The sequence below is a fragment of the Streptomyces sp. MUM 203J genome (assembly GCF_022414595.1).
Taxonomy (GTDB): domain Bacteria; phylum Actinomycetota; class Actinomycetes; order Streptomycetales; family Streptomycetaceae; genus Streptomyces.
The window spans coordinates 1-19,459 of record NZ_JADWYO010000060.1 but is presented as its reverse complement, the minus strand read 5'-3'; the positions used below and the strand labels follow the sequence as shown (position 1 = coordinate 19,459).

Here is a 19,459-nt window from a genome sequence, read left to right as displayed (position 1 = left end):
TCCGTCCCGTCAGCTCGCCTGTCTGGAGTCGACCTTGCGCGTCCACGTCCCTGATGGAGTACGCCGGCCCACCGATGTCGCGGTCACCGGGATCGGCCTGGTCACCCCGGCCGGTCCCGACACGGAGACCAGCTGGGACGGGCTGCTGGACGGCCGGTCGACGGCGGCCCGGGACGAACTGCTGGCCGGGCTGCCGGTGGACTTCTCCTGCCGGGTCTCCGGGTTCGGCGCCGCCGGGGCGGACCGGGCACTGCGCATGGGCGTGGCGGCGGCCCGGCAGGCGGTCGCGGACGCGGGCCTCACGGCGGGCGGCGCCCTCTGGGCGGGGGCGCGGGTGGCAGTGGTCGTCGGCCACAGCGGCGGCGGGGGCGGCGACGGACTGGCCGACGTGATCGGTACGGCGCTGGGGGCGTCCGGCCCCGCGTTCGTGACGTCCGCGGGCTGCGCCTCCGGGGCGACGGCGCTCGGGGTGGCCCGGGACCTGCTCCGGGCCGGTGCGTGCGACGTGGCGGTGGCGGGCGGCAGCGAGAGCGCGCGGGAGCGGGCGGCGGTGGCGGCGTACGGGAGCGGGGCGGCCGGCGGGGCACTGTCGTCCCGTGGGCACGACCCGGCGGGGGCGTCCCGCCCGTTCGACGCGGACCGGGACGGTTTCGTGCTGGGCGAGGCGGCGGGCGTACTGGTGCTGGAGCGATGCGCGGACGCCCGGGCGCGGCGGGCTCCGGTGCGTGCCGTGCTGGCCGGGTACGGGGCCTCGGCGCGGCCTCAGGGCGGGGGCGGCCCCGACCTGGAGGGGCGGGGCGTGGAGCGTGCGCTGCGGGCGGCGCTGGCGGACGCGGGGCTGGGCCCGGAGGACGTCGACCATGTGAACGCGCACGGCAGCGGGGTGCCGCTGGAGGACCTGGTGGAGGCACGGGTGCTGCGCCGGGTGTTCGGCTGGACGCCGCCGCCGGTGACCGCGGTGAAGAGCGTGATCGGCCACTCGGTCGGCGGGGCGGGCGCGGTGGAGGCGGTGTGCACGGTGCTGACCCTGCGGGACCAGGCGATCCCGCCGACCGCGAACCTGGACCGGCTGGACCCGGAGATCGAGCTGGACGTGGTGACCAAGTCGCCGCGTCGCCGCCCGGTGGGGGCGGCGCTGAGCACGGTGTGCGCGCTGCGGGGCCAGAACGCGGTGCTGGCGTTCCGCACGCCGTAGCCCGCCCCCCGGATGCGGCGAAGGGCGGGCCTCGGGGCCCGCCCTTCATCCGTGCGCCCGGGCGTCAGCCCAGGGAGGTCATCACGTGCTTGATGCGCGTGTAGTCCTCGAAGCCGTACGCGGAGAGGTCCTTGCCGTAGCCGGACTTCTTGAAGCCGCCGTGCGGCATCTCCGCGACCAGCGGAATGTGGGTGTTGATCCACACGCAGCCGAAGTCGAGGGCCTTGGACAGGCGCATCGCGCGCGCGTGGTCCTTGGTCCAGACGGAGGAGGCCAGGGCGTACTCGACGCCGTTGGCGTACTCGACGGCCTGCTCCTCGTCGCGGAACGACTGGACCGTGATGACGGGGCCGAAGACCTCGTTCTGGATGATCTCGTCGTCCTGCTGGAGGCCGGAGACGACGGTCGGGGCGTAGAAGTAGCCCTTGTCACCGACGCGGTGACCGCCCGCCTCGACCTTGGCGTGGGCGGGGAGCCGGTCGACGAAGCCGGTGACCTGCTTGAGCTGGTTGGCGTTGTTGAGCGGGCCGTACAGCACGTCCTCGTCGTCCGGCTGCCCGGTCTTCGTCTCGGCGGCGGCCTTGGCGAGGGCGGCGACGAACTCGTCGTGGATGGACTCGTGGACGAGGACGCGGGTGGCGGCGGTGCAGTCCTGACCGGCGTTGAAGAACCCGGCGACGGAGATGTCCTCGACGGCCTTGTCGATGTCGGTGTCCTCGAAGACGACGACCGGCGCCTTGCCGCCCAGCTCCAGGTGGACGCGCTTGACGTCCTTGGACGCGGACTCCGCGACCTGCATGCCGGCGCGCACGGAGCCGGTGATGGAGGCCATGGCGGGGGTGGAGTGCTCGACCATCGCGCGGCCGGTCTCGCGGTCGCCGCAGATGACGTTGAAGACGCCCTTGGGGAGGATCGAGCCGATGATCTCCGCCATGAGGACGGTGGACGCCGGGGTGGTGTCCGACGGCTTCAGCACGACGGTGTTACCGGCGGCGATGGCCGGGGCGAACTTCCAGACGGCCATCATCATCGGGTAGTTCCAGGGCGCGACCTGGGCGCAGACGCCGACCGGCTCGCGGCGGATGATGGAGGTCATGCCCTCCATGTACTCGCCGGCGGAGCGGCCCTCCAGCAGGCGGGCGGCACCGGCGAAGAAGCGGATCTGGTCCACCATCGGGGGGACCTCTTCGCTGCGGGTCAGCCCGACCGGCTTGCCGGTGTTCTCGCACTCGGCGGCGATCAGGTCCTCGGCCCGCTCCTCGAAGGCGTCCGCGATCTTCAGCAGGGCCTTCTGCCGCTCCGCCGGGATGGTGTCCCGCCAGGCGGGGAAGGCGGCAGCGGCGGCCTCCATGGCGGCGTCGACATCCGCCTGTCCGGAGAGCGGCGAGGTGGCGTAGACCTCCCCGGTGGCGGGGTTGACGACGTCGATGGTCCGCCCGTCGGCGGCGTCGCGGAACTCGCCGTTGATGTAGTTGCGCAGACGACGCAGCTCGGTGGTCACGTGGCCACCCCTCCTAGTCGATCTCGGTGTCGTGGTCACTGGCGACCGGTCACCGATCACCGGTCACCGTTGTCCGGTTGATGAGACACCCAGCCTAGTCGTTTCCACCACGCTTTCGACAGGCCCGACCCCCCACAACTTCGGATTCAGTGAGATCACGACCCTGCAACAACGAATTTCATCAATCTGGGGTTGCCAGATTGACGAGACTCGGTGCACAGTGAAGTCGTGGCCAGTCGAAGCGCAGAGTCCAGCCCCAGGGGCAGCAACGGATCGAACCCCTCGGTCGACGCCGTGTCCCTGGCGATCATCGAACAGCTCCAGGAGGACGGACGCCGTCCGTACGCCGCGATCGGCAAGGCCGTGGGCCTGTCGGAGGCGGCCGTGCGGCAGCGGGTCCAGAAGCTCCTGGACCAGGGCGTGATGCAGATCGTCGCCGTGACGGACCCGCTCACCGTGGGCTTCCGCCGCCAGGCGATGCTCGGCATCAACGTCGAGGGCGACGTGGACCCGGTGGCGGACGCGCTGACGGCCATGCCCGAGTGCGAGTACGTGGTGCTGACCGCGGGCTCGTTCGACCTCATGGTGGAGATCGTCTGCGAGGACGACGACCACCTGCTGGATGTGATCAACAAGCGCGTCCGCACCCTCCCCGGCGTGCGCTCCACCGAGAGCTTCGTCTACCTCAAGCTCAAGAAGCAGACCTATATGTGGGGAACCCGATAGCCGTGAGCAACTCCCGCAGCGACCTGTCAAAGTCCGCCTACGACCACCTGTGGATGCACTTCACCCGCATGTCGTCGTACGAGAACAGCCCCGTCCCGACCATCGTCCGCGGTGAGGGCACCTACATCTACGACGACCGGGGCAAGCGCTACCTCGACGGGCTCGCCGGCCTGTTCGTGGTCCAGGCGGGCCACGGGCGTCACGAGCTGGCCGAGACCGCGTCCAAGCAGGCGCAGGAGCTGGCGTTCTTCCCGGTGTGGTCGTACGCCCACCCGAAGGCCGTCGAGCTGGCCGAGCGGCTCGCGAACGAGGCCCCGGGCGACCTGAACAAGGTGTTCTTCACGACGGGTGGCGGCGAGGCCGTCGAGACCGCGTGGAAGCTGGCCAAGCAGTACTTCAAGCTGGTCGGCAAGCCCACCAAGCACAAGGTGATCTCGCGGGCCGTCGCCTACCACGGCACCCCGCAGGGCGCCCTGTCCATCACCGGCCTGCCCGGCCTGAAGGCCCCCTTCGAGCCGCTGGTGCCCGGCGCGCACAAGGTGCCTAACACCAACATCTACCGCGCCCCGCTCTTCGGTGACGACCCGGAGGCCTTCGGCCGCTGGGCCGCCGACCAGATCGAGCAGCAGATCCTCTTCGAGGGCCCGGACACCGTCGCCGCGGTGTTCCTGGAGCCGGTGCAGAACGCCGGCGGCTGCTTCCCGCCGCCGCCCGGCTACTTCCAGCGGGTCCGCGAGATCTGCGACAGGTACGACGTGCTGCTCGTCTCCGACGAGGTCATCTGTGCCTTCGGCCGCCTCGGGACCACCTTCGCGTGCGACAAGTTCGGCTATGTGCCGGACATGATCACCTGCGCGAAGGGCATGACGTCCGGGTACTCCCCGATCGGCGCGTGCATCGTCTCCGACCGCCTCGCAGAGCCGTTCTACAAGGGCGACAACACCTTCCTGCACGGCTACACCTTCGGCGGCCACCCGGTCTCCGCGGCCGTGGGCCTCGCCAACCTCGACCTGTTCGAGCGCGAGAACCTCAACCAGCACGTCCTCGACAACGAGGGCGCCTTCCGGGCCACCCTGGAGAAGCTGCACGACCTTCCGATCGTCGGCGACGTCCGCGGCAACGGCTTCTTCTACGGGATCGAGCTGGTCAAGGACAAGGCCACCAAGGAGTCCTTCAACGAGGAGGAGACCGAGCGCGTCCTGTACGGCTTCCTCTCCAAGGCGCTCTTCGACAACGGTCTGTACTGCCGGGCAGACGACCGCGGCGACCCGGTCATCCAGCTGGCCCCGCCGCTGATCTCCGACCAGTCGACGTTCGACGAGATCGAGCAGATCCTCCGCGCGACCCTGACGGAGGCGTGGACCAAGCTCTGATCTCCCGACGGGACCCGCGCCGGAACCCTCCCTCACCGCCGGCTCGGCCCCGCCCGACGTCGCACGTCGGTCTGGCCGTGGCCCGGACTCACCCGTACGGGTGCATCCGGGCCACGGCCGTTTCCTGTTGCCGTACAACCGCGTTGGGCGCCGATGAGCCGCGTGTTATGTTCCGACTGGTTCGGGGGGGTTCGTGGAATATGGGGGGACATGGCACGCTCTGATCTGATCTGAGGTGTTTTCTGCGATGGTGGCCCCGCCGGACAACGACGTACTGTGGGCGCGCTCGCTGCACCACACACACCACGGCTCCCCGGCGCTCAGCGGCGTCTCCGTCGGCGTGCGAGAGGGCGAGGTCCTCGCCGTGCACGGCCCGCGCGGCAGCGGCAAGACGACGCTGCTGCACTGCCTGTCCGGCCAGCTCGCCCCCCAGGACGGCGAGGTCTGGTTCAACAGCGCGCCCGTCCACACCATGGGCCCCCTCCAGCGCGAGCGGCTGCGCCGCGACCGGTTCGGCTGGATCGATCCCGAGCCCACCCTGCTGCCCGAGCTGACCGCCTGGGAGAACGCCGCCCTGCCCCTGCTGCTGCGCGGCTGCTCGCACCGGGCGGCCAAGTCCACCGCCCTGGAGTGGCTGGAGCGGCTCGACGCAGGTCCCTGCGCCACCCGCCGCCCGCACGCGCTGCTCCAGTCCGAGCGGCAGCGCGTCGCCGTCGCCCGCGCGCTGGTGGCGGATCCGACCGTGCTGTTCGCGGACGAGCCCACCGCGTGCCTCCACCAGGCCGACCGGTCGCTGGTGCTGCGCACCCTGACCGCGGCGGCCCGCTCTCACCGCATCACCGTCGTACTCGCGACCCACGACGAGGCGGTGGCAGGGATCGCAGACCGGGTGATCGCGCTGGTCGACGGGCGGCGCGTGGGTTCCATGGACGCGTACGTCCACCAGGCGGCGGGCCTCCTCGCCGCCGAGGACGGCGGAGCAGCGGCCGACGCGGGCCCGGAAACCGATGCCGCCGCCGACAGGCTCGGGGGGCTGGACGGAGCGGAGGGCCGCGACGCGTGCTCGCTCTCCGTCTAGCCCGCGCCGCCCACCCCCTGGTCCTGGCCCGGCGGCTGCTGGTCACCGCCGCGTCGGCGGGCGTGGGATTCCTGCTGCTGTGCGCGCTGGGGTACGCGGTGGCGCACCCCGACCGGTCCACCGGCTCCGTGGTACGGCTGGCCTGGTGTGCCCTGCCGCTGGCCGCGACCGTGTACCTGGCGGTCGCGGTGGCCCGTACGGACCCGAGCACCCGGCCCAGGCCCGGTCTGTCGTCCCTCGGCCTCGGGCCCGGTCGGCTGGCCGCGATCGCCGCCGCGTCCACCGCGGTCTCCTCGGTCCTCGGCTCCGCCCTGGCGCTGCTGGTGTACCTGCATCTGCGGGGCGACCTGACGGGACTGCCCTTCGACAACGCGGCGGCCGAACTGCTGGCCGCCGGACAGGCGTTGCCGGTGCCGGCCGCGCTCACGCTGCTGGCCGTCACACCAGTGGCCGCCTCGGCGGCGGTGGCGCTGACGCTCCGCCCGCGCGGGACGGGACGGCGGCGCGGACGGCCACGGGCCGGGAGCCCGGCCGAGGCGGAGGCCGGCACGTCACCCGGCAGCGGGGCGTCCGTCGGCGGCGTTCCTTCGGCCTGGGCCGGGCGCGCGCCCGGCGGTCCCAGGACTTCCGGTGGAGCCGGGGATGCCGGCGGCGCCGCGACTCCGGATGCCGCGGGTGCGGTTGCCGAGAGCCGGAGTCCCGCGCGGTTCCGGCGGGGCGGCGGGGGACGTACCGGCGCCGGGACCGGGCGTGACGGGGGGCCCGCGGAGGCGGAGGTCCGGGACCCCTTCGCTCCGGCGCCCGCACCGGCCGGCCTGCCCTGGGGTGTCGCGCTCATCGCCATGGGGCTGGCCGTCGAGGTGTACGGGGCACGGGAGGCCGAGGCCGTGCTGCTGCCGCTGCCCGGGGGCGTGCCCGGCATCCCGGTGGGCGTGGTCGTCGGCTGGGCGCTCACGGCAGTCGGGCTGGCCGTCGCCGGGCCGGGCCTCGCCCATCTCTGCGGGCGGCTCGTCCAGGCGTACCGTCCCGGCGCGACCCGGCTCCTGGCCGGCCGCGCCCTGATGGACGAGGCACGGCGCATCGGCCGTCCGCTCGGGGTGCTGTGCGGGGTCGTGGCGCTGGGACTCACGGCGGCCACCCTGTACGCGCGGGCCGACACCCGCCCGTACGGGCCACTGACCTCGCTGGGCGCCTGTCTGGTGCTGGCCTGTACCGCCGCGACCGTACTGACCGCCGCCCTGGAGACCCGCCAGGTCCGCTCGAGCACACGGGCCGCGCTGATCCGGCTGGGCGCGCCCGCAGGACTGCTGCGCTCCGCGGCTCTGCTCCGCACCGGCGTGCTGCTGGCCGTGTTCGCCCCGCTCACCTGGGCGGTCGCGGGCCTGGCCGCGCTGCCCCTCACCGGCTGACCGGGGCGACGGCACGGTTGTCGCGGCGGCGTGGAGCGCGTCCACCGGCGAGCGGGACACCGGAGGCGTTCGGCCGGACCGCCGACGACGCCCCCCGTGGACGGTCCGGAGGCCCGGCGCACGGGGGGCTGCACTGTCCGCCTGGCGTGGTGGGCGCCGTACAGGACGTCTTCGAGAGCGTGCCCCGGTTGCCACGCGCCGCGGGGTGAGCCCGTGCCGATGGCGCCGGGCGAACTGCGTCCGCCGGACGGGGCGCGGGGCCTGAAGTCCCGGGCCGCACTGCTGGACTCGGCGGAACAGGCGCCGGAGCCCCTGCCGCGACCGGGCTCCGCCGCCTCCTGACCGGTCCGGCGACGGGTCAGAAGCTGGCGCGCTTCAGCCAGAACTCCAGCAGCTCCCGGTCGCCCAGCACCTCGACAAGCCCGGAGTCGAGCGGACGGCGACGGTAGATCGCGAGCAGCACCTCGGTGAGCGGCCCGCGCAGGGCGGCATCGGCCTTCTCATGGCCGCGGCGCCAGGCGACACCGTCCTCGGTCAGCTCGATGAACCACTCGGCGTCCAGTCCGGACGGGGTGTCGGTGGCGTGCAGGTGGAGAGTGCGGACCGGCCCACCGGGCGCGGCGCGCAGTTCTGCCATGCCGTCGTCCGGCCGCATCCGCTGCGCGTAGCGGACGATCTGCAGCCACTCGTCGACCGCGTCGGCGGCGATCCCGGGCTCGACCTCGTAGGGCAGTCCGGCGGCCAGGGCGGCATCGGCGCGGTGGACGGCGACCTCCATGGTCATGCGACGGGCCCAGAAGTCGGTGCTCCGGTCCCAGCCCCAGGTCCACACGCCTGTGCCGGACCCGGCCTCGCGGAGCGCGGCGACCAGGCTCTCGCCCGCCTCGGCCAGCCAGGCGTCGAGAGCCTCCCGGTCCCCCTCGTGGCCGGGGCCGTCCGCGTCCGGGATCTCCTCGTTGGGGGGCCGCTCCTGGGCGCGGGTACGCGTGATGTGCCCGGACCAGCGCAGGGCGCCGCCGGTGTGCCGTATCAGCTGCTCGACCGTCCAGTCGGGGCAGGTGGGAACGCGCGCAGCGAGGTCGGCCCCGGAGGCCAGTACGGCCCTGAGCTGGGCGACCTGGCGGCTGATGTGGTCCAGGTACCGCTCGTAGGTGATCACCATGCGGGGAACTGTAGGCGGGCCGGTGCACGGATGCCATGAGGTTTCCCCCGCTCCCGCCCCGCACGGAGCAGGCGGGACCTCAACCGCCGTTCCCCTCCTCGTCCAGCACCACCACCTCGTCCGCCAGGAACGTCACGCCCACCGCCGCCCCCACCGCCGGGGCCTCCCGCAACCCGCACTCGGCCTCCAGCGGCGGCGCCGCCGGGTCCTCCGGCCGCAGCAGCACGGCCACGTGGTGCCCCCGGAACGTCCGGGCCTCCACCACACAGCGCACGCCCTCGGCCGCGTCCCCGAGCCGCACCCCCGCGGGCCGCACCAGCAGCCGGGCCGCGCCCCCCGCCGTCCCCGCGGGTACCGGCACCTTCCCCCACACCGTGTCCGCGGCCTCACCGCTCACCGTCGCGGCCACCACGTTGTCGAAGCCCAGGAACCTCGCCACGAACTCGGACGCGGGCCGCCGCCACACCTCCAGCGGCGTTCCGGCCTGGGCGATCCGCCCGTCCCGCATCACCACGACCCGGTCGGCCAGCGCGAACGCCTCGCCCTGGTCGTGGGTGACGGCCAGAACGGTCGTGCCCAGCCGCCCGAACAACGACCGCAGCTCGGTGACCAGCCGCTCCCGCAGCCCCCGGTCGAGCTGCCCCAGCGGCTCGTCCAGCATCAGCAGCCGGGGGCTCGGCGCCAGGGCCCGGGCCAGCGCGACCCGCTGCTGCTCGCCGCCGGACAGCGCGGCGACCGCCCTCCGCTCGGCGTCCGGCAGGCCGACCAGCTCCAGCAGTTCCGCGACCCGCGCGGCACGTTCGGCGCGCGGCACGCCCCGCATGCGCAGCCCGAACGCGACGTTGTCGCCGACATCGCGCTGCGGGAACAGCTGGTGGTCCTGGAACATGAGCCCGACGCCCCTCCGGTGCACGGGCACCCCGGCCTGGTCGGCACCGCCCAGCCGGACACGGCCCGTGTCGGCGTGCTGGAGCCCGGCCACGACGCGCAGCAGGGTCGACTTGCCGCTGCCGCTGGGCCCGAGGACGCACACGATCTCGTGGTCGGTCACGGTCAGGTCCACCGCGTCCAGGGCGGCCCGCTCCCCGAACCGTACGGTCACGGCGTCCAGCTGCAGCATCGGCTGAGGCATCGTCAGAACTCCCCCGAACCGGCCGCCGTGCGACCGGTCCGTACGCGTTCGAGCAGCAGCAGCGCCACCGCGCACACCGCCATCAGGATCGTGGACAGGGCCATCGCCTGCCCGTAGTTGAGTTCGCCGGGCCGCCCCAGCAGCCGGGCCACGGCCACCGGCAGGGTGGGGGCGTCGGCCCGGGCGATGAACACGGTCGCGCCGAACTCGCCCAGCGACACCGCGAACGCGAACCCGGCCGCGACCAGCAGGGCTCTCCGTACCATCGGCAGGTCCACCTCCCGCCAGGCGCGCAGCGGCGACGCGCCCAGCACCGCGGCGGCCTCCCGCAGCCGCTCGTCGACCGCGCGCAGCACGGGCAGCATGGTCCGCACCACGAAGGGCACCCCGACCAGGGCCTGGGCGAGCGGCACCAGGATCCACTCCTGGCGGAGGTCGAGCGGCGGCTCGTCGAGCGCGATGAGGAAGCCGAAGCCGACAGTCACGGCGGACACGCCCAGCGGCAGCATGAGCAGCGCGTCGAAGCCCCGCACGAACCGGCCCGCCCGCCGTGTGAGCGCCGCCGCGGCCAGCCCGCCGACGAGTACGGCGATGGCGGTCGCGGCCAGCGCGTACCGCAGGGAGTTCCCGACAGCCTCCAGCGGCGGGACCACGAAGGTGCCGCCCGCGTCGACGGACATCAGCGCCCGGTAGTAGCCGAGCCCGCCGCCCGCGTCGAGGGAGCGGGCGACCAGCACGCCGAGCGGCAGCAGAAGCAGCAGCACGATGGATGCGAGGACCCCGCCGAACAGTGCCCACTGCCCCGCTCCTCGCGGCCGGCGCGCGGTGCTCGCCGGGTCGACGAGCCGCAGCGCCGACTCCCGGCGCCGCACGGTCCAGGCGTGCACGGCGAGGATTGCGGCGACGGCCGCGAACTGGACGAGCGTGAGGACGGCGGCGGTCGGCAGGTCGAGGAGCTGCGCGGTCTGCCGGTAGATCTCCGCTTCCAGTGTGCGGTAGCCGGGCCCGCCGAGGATCACGATCACACCGAACGAGGTGTACGTGAAGAGGAACACCATCAGTCCGGCCGCCGCGACGGCGGGGCCGAGCGCGGGCAGGGTGACCCGCCGCCACGCCGCGAACCGGGAGGCTCCCAGGACCCGTGCGGCCTCCTCCTGGCGGGGGTCGAGCTGCGCCCACAGTCCGCCGACGGTACGGACGACGACGGCGTAGTTGAAGAAGACGTGGGCGAGGAGGATGGCCCACACGGTCGTGTCGAGCCGGATGCCGCCCAGCTCGTCGAGGAGCCCGCCGCGCCCGACGAGGGCCAGGAAGGCGGTGCCGACGACGACGGTCGGCAGGACGAACGGCACGGTGACGACCGCCCGCAGCACCTGTTTGCCGGGGAAGTCGTAGCGGGCGAACACATACGCTCCGGGGAGCGCCACGAGCAGGGTGAGCACGGTGGAGGCCATGGCCTGCCAGGTGGTGAACCACAGCACGTCGAGGATCTCGGGCCGGGCCAGCACCTCGCCGAACCGGCCGAACTGCCAGCCTCCTTCGCCGGTCTTCAGCCCGCGGCCGACGATGGCGGCGACGGGGTACGCGAAGAAGACGGCGAAGAAGACGGCGGGCAGCAGGACGAGCGCCACGCGCACGGCGCCTCCCCGGCGCCGTGCGCGGACGTCCCGCGGGGTTACCTCAGAACGAGCGAGGACCACGACTGGATCCACTGGTCCCGGTTCGCGGCGATCTTCTCGGGGGCCATGGTCTGCGGCTTGTCGATCACCACACCGTGCTTGGTGAACAGCTCGGGCAGCTCGGCATCCCCGACGACGGGGTGCACGAACATGTTGAGCGGCATGTCCTCCTGGAACTCCTTGCTGATCAGGAAGTCGATGAGGGCCTTGCCGCCGTCGGTGTTCTTCGCGCCCTTGAGCAGGCCGGCGAACTCGACCTGGCGGAAGCAGGTGCCCGTGGAGACCCCGGTCGGGGCCTCGGCCGGCTGGGGGTCGCTGTAGAGGACCTCAGCGGGCGGGCTGGAGGCGTAGGAGACGACGAGCGGCCGGTCCGCCTTGGCCTGCTTGCCGCCGGAGGAGCCGGAGAACTCCTGGTTGTAGGCGATCTCCCAGCTGTCGACGACCTTGACGCCGTTCGCCTTCAGCTTCTTCCAGTAGTCCTGCCAGCCCTCGTCGCCGGACGCGGCGGCCGTGCCGAGCAGGAAGCCGAGGCCGGGTGACGAGCGCTCGGGGTTCTCCACGACGAGGAGGTCCTTGTACGCGGGCCTGGTCAGGTCCTCGAAGCTCTGCGGCGGGGCGAGCTTCTTGTCCGCGAAGTACTTCTTGTCGTAATTGACGCAGATGTCACCGAAATCGACGGGCGTGACCCGGTGCCCGCCCCGGTCGAGCTGGACGGCGTCGTCGACCCGGTCCAGCCCCTTCGCCTCGTACGGCTCGAAGACCCCGTTGTCGAGGGCGCGGGAGAGCAGGGTGTTGTCAACGCCGAAGAAGACGTCGCCCTGCGGGGCGCCCTTGGTGAGGACGGCCTTGTTGACGGCCTCACCGGCGTCGCCGCTCTTGAGGACCTTGACGGTGTAGCCGGTCCGGCGGGTGAACTCCTTCAGGACGTCGTCGGAGGCGACGAAGGAGTCGTGGCTGACGAGGGTGACGGTCTTGGAGCCCGTCCCGCCGTCCTCGGTGCCGGTTCCCGCGCCGGAGCCGGAGTCCTTGCCGCCGCAGGCGGCCAGGGTGGTGACACCGAGAGCGGCGGCGACCGCGGCCACGGTGATCTTCTTGGTGGTGCTCACTGAGATTCCTCCTGGGGTGACCAGGAAGAGACGCGGCCCCGCCCGCAGCCGCCGACGGGGCGGCTGCGGGCGGGGCGCAACAGCTCGAGTAACGACCGAACTCCCTACCCAGAATGACCTGGGCGAGGTTCAGAGGGTCTGCGGTCTGACGGCACCGCACTCTCAGCGCTGTGGCGCTCCCCTGTCGGAACAATGCATATGCGGTTGTACGGATGTACGGCGCACAGGTTACCGCTCGGCGGCGGCGAGCTGTCCGCAGGCCCCGTCGATCTCCTGGCCGCGGGTGTCGCGGACGGTCACGGGGACACCATGCGCGGCGATGGCCTCGATGAACGCCTTCTCGTCCTCAGGCCGGGAAGCCGTCCACTTGGAGCCGGGCGTCGGGTTCAGCGGGATCAGGTTGACGTGCACCCGGCGGCCCTTGAGGAGGCGGCCGAGGAGGTCGCCGCGCCAGGCCTGGTCGTTGATGTCGCGGATCAGCGCGTACTCGATGGAGATGCGGCGACCGGACTTCTCTCCGTACTCCCAGGCGGCGTCGAGGACCTCGCGGACCTTCCAGCGCGTGTTGACCGGGACGAGGGTGTCGCGCAGCTCGTCGTCCGGGGCGTGCAGGGACACCGCGAGGCGGCATTTGAAGCCCTCGTCCGCGAACCGCAGCATGGCGGGGACCAGGCCGACGGTGGAGACGGTGATGCCGCGCTGCGAGAGGCCGAGGCCGTCGGGCTCGGGGTCGGTGAGCCGGCGGATGGCGCCGACCACACGGTTGTAGTTGGCGAGCGGCTCGCCCATGCCCATGAAGACGATGTTCGACAGCCGGGCCGGGCCGCCGGGACCGTCCGCTCCCTCGGGCGACGGCCCCGCGGACCCTCCGAAGGCCCCGTCGCGGAGGTCACGCATGCCCTCGACGATCTGGTGCACGATCTCGGCGGTCGAGAGGTTCCGGTCGAGCCCGGCCTGGCCGGTCGCACAGAACGGGCAGTTCATGCCGCAGCCGGCCTGTGAGGAGATGCACATGGTGACCCGGTCGGGGTAGCGCATCAGCACGGACTCGACGAGCGTGCCGTCGTGGAGCCGCCACAGGGTCTTACGGGTGGTGTCGTCGTCGCAGGAGATGTGCCGGACGACGGTCATCAGCTCCGGGAGCAGTTCACCGGCGAGCCGCTCGCGGGACGCGGCGGGGATGTCGGTCCACTCGGCGGGATCGTGGGCGAACCGCGCGAAGTAGTGCTGGGACAGCTGCTTGGCGCGGAACGGCTTCTCACCGATCGCCGCGACGGCGTCCTTGCGCTCGGCGGGCGTGAGGTCAGCGAGGTGCCGCGGGGGCTTCTTGGCTCCGCGGGGGGCGACAAAAGTGAGTTCTCCGGGCTTGGGCATGGTGGTACCAGTGTCGCAGACGTACGGGGAAGGGCCCGCCGCCCTGTGGACAACGAGCCCTTCACCTACGGGACAGCAGGTCAGCCGCCTATCCGGCTCCGACGAACAGCACCAGCAGCAGCCACACCACCGGCGCCGTCGGCAGCAGCGAGTCCAGCCGGTCCATGATGCCGCCGTGCCCGGGGAGCAGGGTGCCCATGTCCTTGATGCCGAGATCGCGCTTGATCATCGACTCCCCGAGGTCTCCGAGGGTCGCACTGACCGCGACGGCGAGACCGACGAGGAGGCCCTGCCACCACGTGCCGCCGTCGATGAGGAACTGCAGGCACAGCGCCCCGGCCACCATGGCGAACGCGACCGCGCCGAACAGTCCCTCGCGGGTCTTGCCGGGGCTGATCCGCGGGGCCAGCTTGTTCCTGCCGAGCCTCCAGCCCACCGCGTACGCGCCGGTGTCGCTGACGATGGTCAGCACCAGGAAGGTGAGGACCCGCCACGGCCCGTCGTCGGCGGCGAGCAGCAGCGCCACGAACGTCGCGAGGAACGGCACGTAGAACGCGGCGAACACTCCGGCGGTGACGTCCCGCAGATAGTCCTGGGGCGGCTCGGTCATCCGCCAGACGAGGACGGCCAGCGCCGTCAGCGCCATCGCGACCCAGGCGCCCTCCGCTCCCCCCACGTACCCGGCGACGACCATGGCGGCACCGCCGACGGCGAGCGGGACGAGGGGCGCCTTGATGCCCTTGCGCTCCTTGAGCCGGGAGGTCAGCTCCCACAGGCCGACGACGACGGCGACCGCGATCACCCCGACGAAAGCGGCCTTCCAGATGAACAGCGAGGCGATGATGACCGCGCCGAGGCCGATCCCGACCCCTATGGCGGCACGCAGGTCCCGTCCGGCCTGTTTCCTCTCCCTCTGCTGCTTCCTCGACGCGCGGGGCTGCGGGGCGGAGGGCTCCGGTGGTTCCGAGGGCGGCATGGGCTCCTGCGGCGTTTCGTCATGGAACAGGGGACCGCTCAGGCGAGCGGCCCCCCGGTCACTGTCGTAGGTGGGGCCCGCCGGGACCGCCGAGGCGAGCCCCTGGTCGGGCAGGCCCCCGTATCCGCCTGCCGGCGGGGCCCCCCGGGAAGCGTCGTTCATCAGACCTCGAGCAGCTCGGCTTCCTTGTGCTTGAGCAGCTCGTCCACCTGCGCGACGTACTTCGCGGTGGTGTCGTCGAGCTCCTTCTCCGCGCGGCGGCCCTCGTCCTCCCCGACCTCGCCGTCCTTGACGAGCTTGTCGATCGAGTCCTTGGCCTTACGGCGCACGGCGCGGATGGACACCTTGGCGTCCTCGCCCTTGCCCTTGGCGACCTTGATGTACTCGCGGCGGCGCTCCTCGGTCAGCTCGGGGAAGACCACCCGGATGATGCTGCCGTCGTTCGTCGGGTTGACGCCGAGGTCGGAGTCGCGGATCGCCTGCTCGATGTTGCGGAGCGCGGTCTTGTCGAACGGGGTCACCACGGCCATGCGCGGCTCCGGTACCGAGAAGGAGGCCAGCTGGTTGATCGGCGTGGGCGCGCCGTAGTACTCGGCCACGATCTTGTTGAACATGGCCGGGTGTGCACGCCCCGTACGGATCGCGGCGAAGTCCTCCTTGGCGACCAGGACGGCCTTCTCCATCTTCTCCTCGGCTTCGAGGAGGGTCTCTTCGATCACCACTTGCTCCTGCGTGTCGTGTGGTCAGTCCCCGGCGTGCTCGACGGCCGCGGAACCTGCGTCGCGTCTGGTACCCCTGCACGGTGTCCGACCGGCAGGGCTTTGTCCATCCCCGGGCGGGGCGACCCGGATGTCAGTGCCGGGTGCCCTGGTCGCTCACGAGCGTGCCGATCTTCTCACCCTTCACGGCGCGCGCGATATTGCCCTCCGCGAGCAGTTCGAAGACGAGGATCGGCAGCTTGTTGTCGCGGCAGAGGGTGATGGCCGTGGCGTCCGCGACCTTCAGGTCGCGGGCGATCACCTCGCCGTAGCCGAGGGCGTCGAACTTCACCGCGTCCGGGTTGGTCTTCGGGTCGGAGTCGTAGACCCCGTCGACCCCGTTCTTGCCCATGAGGAGGGCTTCGGCATCGATCTCCAGGGCACGCTGGGCGGCCGTGGTGTCGGTGGAGAAGTACGGCATGCCCATGCCCGCACCGAAGATCACGACGCGGCCCTTCTCGAGGTGCCTCACCGCGCGCAGCGGGATGTACGGCTCCGCGACCTGGCCCATGGTGATGGCGGTCTGGACACGGGACTGGATGCCCTCCTTCTCCAGGAAGTCCTGGAGGGCGAGGCAGTTCATGACCGTGCCGAGCATGCCCATATAGTCCGAGCGGGCCCGGTCCATACCGCGCTGCTGGAGTTCGGCACCGCGGAAGAAGTTGCCGCCGCCGATCACGACCGCGATCTGCGCGCCGTCGCGGACCACCGCGGCGATCTCACGCGCCATGGCGTGCACGACGTCGGGGTCGACGCCGAGGCCTCCGCCGCCGGCGAACGCCTCGCCGGACAGCTTCAGCAGGAAGCGTCCGGACTTTTTACCGGTGTTGTCGTCGCCCTGTGCGGCGCCCTGGTTCATTGGAGCTCTCCTCGTGCACATACGAAGAAGGCCATTGCCGGGGGTGTGGGTGTCCCTTGCGGCAATGGCCTCCTCGTCAGATCTGCGGTCGTCCGGCACCTGCGCGCCGCCGACTGCTTCCGACCCTACCGGGGTCCGGTGTCCGTGGCGTACGGACGTGAGTCCCGTACGGGACTCAGATGCCGACCTTGATGCGGGCGAAGCGCTTCAGGGTGACACCGGCCTCGTCCAGGACCTTCTGGACGGACTTCTTGTTGTCGAGCGCGTACGGCTGGCCGAGCAGCGTCGCGTCCTTGAAGAAGCCGTTGAGACGGCCCTCGACGATCTTCGGCAGCGCGGCCTCGGGCTTGCCCTCGGCGCGGGTGGTCTCCTCGGCGACGCGGCGCTCGGCCTCGACGACCTCGGCCGGGACGTCCTCCTTGGAGAGGTACTTCGGCGCGAAGGCGGCGATGTGCTGGGCGATGCCCTTGGCGACCTCGGCGTTCTCCTTGTCGAACTCGACGAGGACACCGATCTGCGGCGGCAGGTCGGGCATCGTGCGGTGCATGTAGGCGGTGACGTAGCCGCCGGAGAACTGCGCGAAGCGGTCCAGGACGATCTTCTCGCCCAGGTTGGCGTTGGCCTCGTCGACGAACGCCTGGACGGTCTTGCCGGCCTCGATCTCGGAGGCGAGCAGGGCCTCGATGTCGGCGGGCTGCGTCTTCGCGACGTGGTCCGCGATGGCGTTGGCGACGGCCTGGAACTTCTCACCCTTGGCGACGAAGTCCGTCTCGCACTTCAGCTCGACGATGACACCGGAGGTGCTGTCGTCCGCGAGCTGGGAGACGATGGCGCCGTTCTCGGCCGAGCGGCCCTCGCGCTTGGCGACACCCTTCTGGCCCTTGATGCGCAGCGCCTCGACGGCCTTGTCGACGTTGCCCTCGGCCTCGTCCAGCGCCTTCTTGCAGTCCATCATGCCCGCGCCGGTGAGCTCACGGAGCTTCTTGACATCAGCGGCGGTGTAGTTCGCCATGATCTGTGAATCTCTCTCGAAGTCTGGAGGATCGATCTACGAAGAGTTTCCGTTCCACACCGTGACCGGACCAGCCGACCCGGCCGGTCCGGTCACGGTGTGACGGTGAACCCGCTGGGTCAGGCCTGCTCGGCCTCGGCGGCCGGGGCCTCGGCAGCCGGGGCCTCGGCCGGCTTCTCGGCGGCGGCGTCGGCGGCCGGGGCCTCGGCCGGCTTCTCGGCGTCGGCCTTCTTCTCGCCCTCGAGCAGGTCGCGCTCCCACTCCGCGAGCGGCTCACCGGCGGCCTTGTCACCCGGCTTGGTGTCACCGGCGGCGGCACCGGAACGGGCGATGAGGCCCTCGGCGACGGCGTCCGCGATCACACGGGTGAGCAGGGTGACGGAGCGGATCGCGTCGTCGTTGCCCGGGATCTTGTAGTCGACCTCGTCCGGGTCGCAGTTGGTGTCGAGGATCGCGACGACCGGGATGTTGAGCTTGCGCGCCTCGCCGACGGCGATGTGCTCCTTCTTGGTGTCCACGATCCAGACGGCGCTGGGCACCTTCTGCATGTCGCGGATACCGCCGAGGGTCTTCTCCAGCTTGGCCTTCTCGCGCGAGAGGACCAGCAGCTCCTTCTTCGTGAGGCCGGACGCGGCGACGTCCTCGAAGTCGATCGCCTCAAGCTCCTTCAGACGCTGAAGGCGCTTGTAGACGGTGGAGAAGTTGGTGAGCATGCCGCCCAGCCAGCGCTGGTTGACGTAGGGCATGCCGACGCGGGTGGCCTGCTCCGCGATGGCCTCCTGCGCCTGCTTCTTCGTGCCGACGAACATGATGGAGCCGCCGTGGGCGACGGTCTCCTTGACGAACTCGTAGGCGCGGTCGATGTACGACAGCGACTGGAGCAGGTCGATGATGTAGATGCCGTTGCGCTCGGTGAAGATGAAGCGCTTCATCTTCGGGTTCCAGCGACGGGTCTGGTGACCGAAGTGGACGCCGCTCTCCAGCAGCTCCCGCATCGTGACGACGGCCATGGCCGTATCTCCTTGAGTTTCTCGGTTGTTTCCTGACGCCCCGACGCGCTGCGCCCCCGAGGGGGGACCGATGAGCGCTGCCTCGGCCAGAGAGGCCGGTGGCGGGGCGTGCGAAGTCGACCCGGTGACCCGGGCCGCCAGCAGAAGTGTACGGGACCCGGACACCACTGGGTGACGGCGCTGTCCACAAGCGGCCCGTTGTCCACAGTTTCCGACCGGGATCAGCGCGCTCGCCCGGTTCCCGCCACACTGCCGCCCATGAACCCGAACGTCCTGGCCCCGGTCCTGCTGGCCCCGCTCCTCCTCCCCGCCCCGCCGCCGGCCTCCCCGACGGCGGTCTGGCCGCTGGGCCCGCCCCGGCCGCCCCTGGTACGCGGCTGGCAGCCACCCGCCACCCCGTATGCGGCAGGCCATCGCGGCGTCGACCTGGCCGCCCCTCCCGGCACCCCGGTCCGCGCAGCCGCCGGCGGCAGGGTCACCTTCGCCGGGCCTGTCGGCGGCCGAGGCGTCCTGACCATCACCCTCCCGGCCCCCGAGGGCACCACCCCGCTTCGCATCACCTACGAACCCGTGCGCCCCCGGACCGCCACCGGCGCGCAGGTCCGGACGGGCGAGGTGGTGGCTCTCACCGCCGACGACCGCGCCTCCCACTGCGCCGCCGCCTGCCTCCACTGGGGGCTACGCCGAGGCGACACCTATCTGAACCCCCTGGCTCTCCTCCCGCCCTCCCTGCTCCGACGCGCGCCGTCGAGGCTGCTGCCACCGGGACCGGTCCGGTCGGCCGCCTGACGGACCCGCGCCCGAACCACCCGTACGGGCATCGCGCAGGCGCAGCACCAGCGTCACGCCTGCGGTCGCGCGACCGGCACAGAGCGGAGCGGGGCAGTCGTGCCGCCACCCGCACCGTCCGCCACCCGCACCGTCCGACGCCCGCTCCGCATCACACCGCACCCCTCGGGGCCTCGACGGCACGGCACCACCCCGCCTCCCCTGGACCTGTGGTCCGACGGCGGCAGCAAGCGGCGGGGAACCTCGCCCTAGCTGTTCTGTCCCGGGAGGTTGTGGACGGTGACAGGGCTCACGGCTGATCGATCTTGAAATGGGTGAGG

Annotated in this window: 18 protein-coding genes and 1 riboswitch; of the genes, 7 read left to right on the top strand and 11 right to left on the bottom strand. The window is 71.9% G+C overall.

From position 1 onward, the window contains the following. The first annotated feature begins 34 nt into the window (after positions 1-34). Complete coding sequence (locus I3F58_RS24025; protein WP_240110761.1) at positions 35-1,195, top strand: beta-ketoacyl synthase N-terminal-like domain-containing protein; 1,161 nt, start codon at positions 35-37, stop codon at positions 1,193-1,195. 64 nt (positions 1,196-1,259) lie between these two features. Here I3F58_RS24025 and I3F58_RS24020 read toward each other — a convergent pair whose 3' ends face one another. Further along, on the bottom strand, positions 1,260-2,696 hold the full coding sequence (locus tag I3F58_RS24020) for a gamma-aminobutyraldehyde dehydrogenase (RefSeq protein ID WP_240110760.1): 1,437 nt from the start codon (positions 2,694-2,696) through the stop codon (positions 1,260-1,262). A gap of 213 nt (positions 2,697-2,909) precedes the next feature. On the opposite strand from I3F58_RS24020, the gene I3F58_RS24015 reads away from it, so the two are divergent. The 5 genes from I3F58_RS24015 (at position 2,910) to I3F58_RS29475 (ending at position 7,624) form a co-directional block, all read left to right on the top strand. After that, complete coding sequence (locus I3F58_RS24015) at positions 2,910-3,422, top strand: Lrp/AsnC family transcriptional regulator (RefSeq protein ID WP_240110759.1); 513 nt, start codon at positions 2,910-2,912, stop codon at positions 3,420-3,422. Next, the gene (locus I3F58_RS24010) at positions 3,407-4,795 is read left to right on the top strand and encodes an aspartate aminotransferase family protein (protein WP_308355060.1); all 1,389 of its coding nucleotides are present in this window, start codon (positions 3,407-3,409) and stop codon (positions 4,793-4,795) included. Before I3F58_RS24015 ends, I3F58_RS24010 begins: the two co-directional genes overlap by 16 nt. Positions 4,796-5,042: 247 nt before the next feature. Next, positions 5,043-5,873: an ABC transporter ATP-binding protein gene (locus I3F58_RS24005; protein ID WP_240110758.1), complete on the top strand. Its 831-nt coding sequence runs from the start codon at positions 5,043-5,045 to the stop codon at positions 5,871-5,873. Next, entirely contained in the window at positions 5,855-7,282 is a 1,428-nt protein-coding gene (locus tag I3F58_RS24000; protein ID WP_240110757.1) for a hypothetical protein, read from the top strand. Before I3F58_RS24005 ends, I3F58_RS24000 begins: the two co-directional genes overlap by 19 nt. 213 nt (positions 7,283-7,495) lie before the next feature. Continuing rightward, entirely contained in the window at positions 7,496-7,624 is a 129-nt protein-coding gene (locus I3F58_RS29475) for a hypothetical protein (RefSeq protein WP_275678877.1), read from the top strand. A 16-nt stretch (positions 7,625-7,640) separates the two neighbouring features. Here the strand turns inward: I3F58_RS29475 and I3F58_RS23995 are convergent, their stop codons facing one another. The 10 genes from I3F58_RS23995 to rpsB all read right to left on the bottom strand — a co-directional run bounded on the left by I3F58_RS23995 (position 7,641) and on the right by rpsB (position 18,350). Then, entirely contained in the window at positions 7,641-8,444 is an 804-nt protein-coding gene (locus tag I3F58_RS23995; protein WP_240110756.1) for a maleylpyruvate isomerase family mycothiol-dependent enzyme, read from the bottom strand. Between the two features lie 79 nt (positions 8,445-8,523). Continuing rightward, positions 8,524-9,564: an ABC transporter ATP-binding protein gene (locus I3F58_RS23990; protein ID WP_240110779.1), complete on the bottom strand. Its 1,041-nt coding sequence runs from the start codon at positions 9,562-9,564 to the stop codon at positions 8,524-8,526. Positions 9,565-9,578: 14 nt separating this feature from the next. Then, positions 9,579-11,213, bottom strand: coding sequence for an iron ABC transporter permease (locus I3F58_RS23985; RefSeq protein WP_240110755.1), 1,635 nt, complete (start codon positions 11,211-11,213; stop codon positions 9,579-9,581). A 38-nt stretch (positions 11,214-11,251) separates the two neighbouring features. Then, entirely contained in the window at positions 11,252-12,361 is a 1,110-nt protein-coding gene (locus I3F58_RS23980; RefSeq protein ID WP_240110754.1) for a thiamine ABC transporter substrate binding subunit, read from the bottom strand. Between the two features lie 83 nt (positions 12,362-12,444). Continuing rightward, a riboswitch (TPP riboswitch) is annotated at positions 12,445-12,554 on the bottom strand. A 35-nt stretch (positions 12,555-12,589) separates the two neighbouring features. Then, positions 12,590-13,735 (bottom strand): 23S rRNA (adenine(2503)-C(2))-methyltransferase RlmN, encoded by a 1,146-nt coding sequence (gene rlmN, locus I3F58_RS23975; protein ID WP_240110753.1) that lies wholly within the window; start codon positions 13,733-13,735, stop codon positions 12,590-12,592. Positions 13,736-13,823: 88 nt separating this feature from the next. Beyond that, on the bottom strand, positions 13,824-14,873 hold the full coding sequence (locus tag I3F58_RS23970) for a phosphatidate cytidylyltransferase (protein ID WP_240110752.1): 1,050 nt from the start codon (positions 14,871-14,873) through the stop codon (positions 13,824-13,826). After that, a complete protein-coding gene (gene frr, locus I3F58_RS23965) occupies positions 14,873-15,430 on the bottom strand; it encodes a ribosome recycling factor (protein WP_240110751.1) in 558 nt (185 codons plus the stop codon). The genes I3F58_RS23970 and frr overlap by 1 nt, the downstream gene beginning before the upstream one ends. 133 nt (positions 15,431-15,563) lie before the next feature. Beyond that, positions 15,564-16,328, bottom strand: a complete 765-nt coding sequence (pyrH, locus tag I3F58_RS23960; protein ID WP_240110750.1) for a UMP kinase — start codon at positions 16,326-16,328, stop codon at positions 15,564-15,566. Positions 16,329-16,503: 175 nt separating this feature from the next. After that, the gene (tsf, locus tag I3F58_RS23955) at positions 16,504-17,340 is read right to left on the bottom strand and encodes a translation elongation factor Ts (protein WP_240110749.1); all 837 of its coding nucleotides are present in this window, start codon (positions 17,338-17,340) and stop codon (positions 16,504-16,506) included. 119 nt (positions 17,341-17,459) lie between these two features. Then, positions 17,460-18,350 (bottom strand): 30S ribosomal protein S2, encoded by an 891-nt coding sequence (gene rpsB, locus I3F58_RS23950; protein WP_240110748.1) that lies wholly within the window; start codon positions 18,348-18,350, stop codon positions 17,460-17,462. A gap of 258 nt (positions 18,351-18,608) precedes the next feature. Here rpsB and I3F58_RS23945 point away from each other — a divergent pair, with 258 nt between their 5' ends. Then, positions 18,609-19,139 carry a M23 family metallopeptidase gene (locus I3F58_RS23945; RefSeq protein WP_240110747.1) on the top strand — a complete coding sequence of 177 codons (531 nt, stop codon included), beginning with the start codon at positions 18,609-18,611 and terminating at the stop codon, positions 19,137-19,139. Positions 19,140-19,459: the final 320 nt, after the last annotated feature.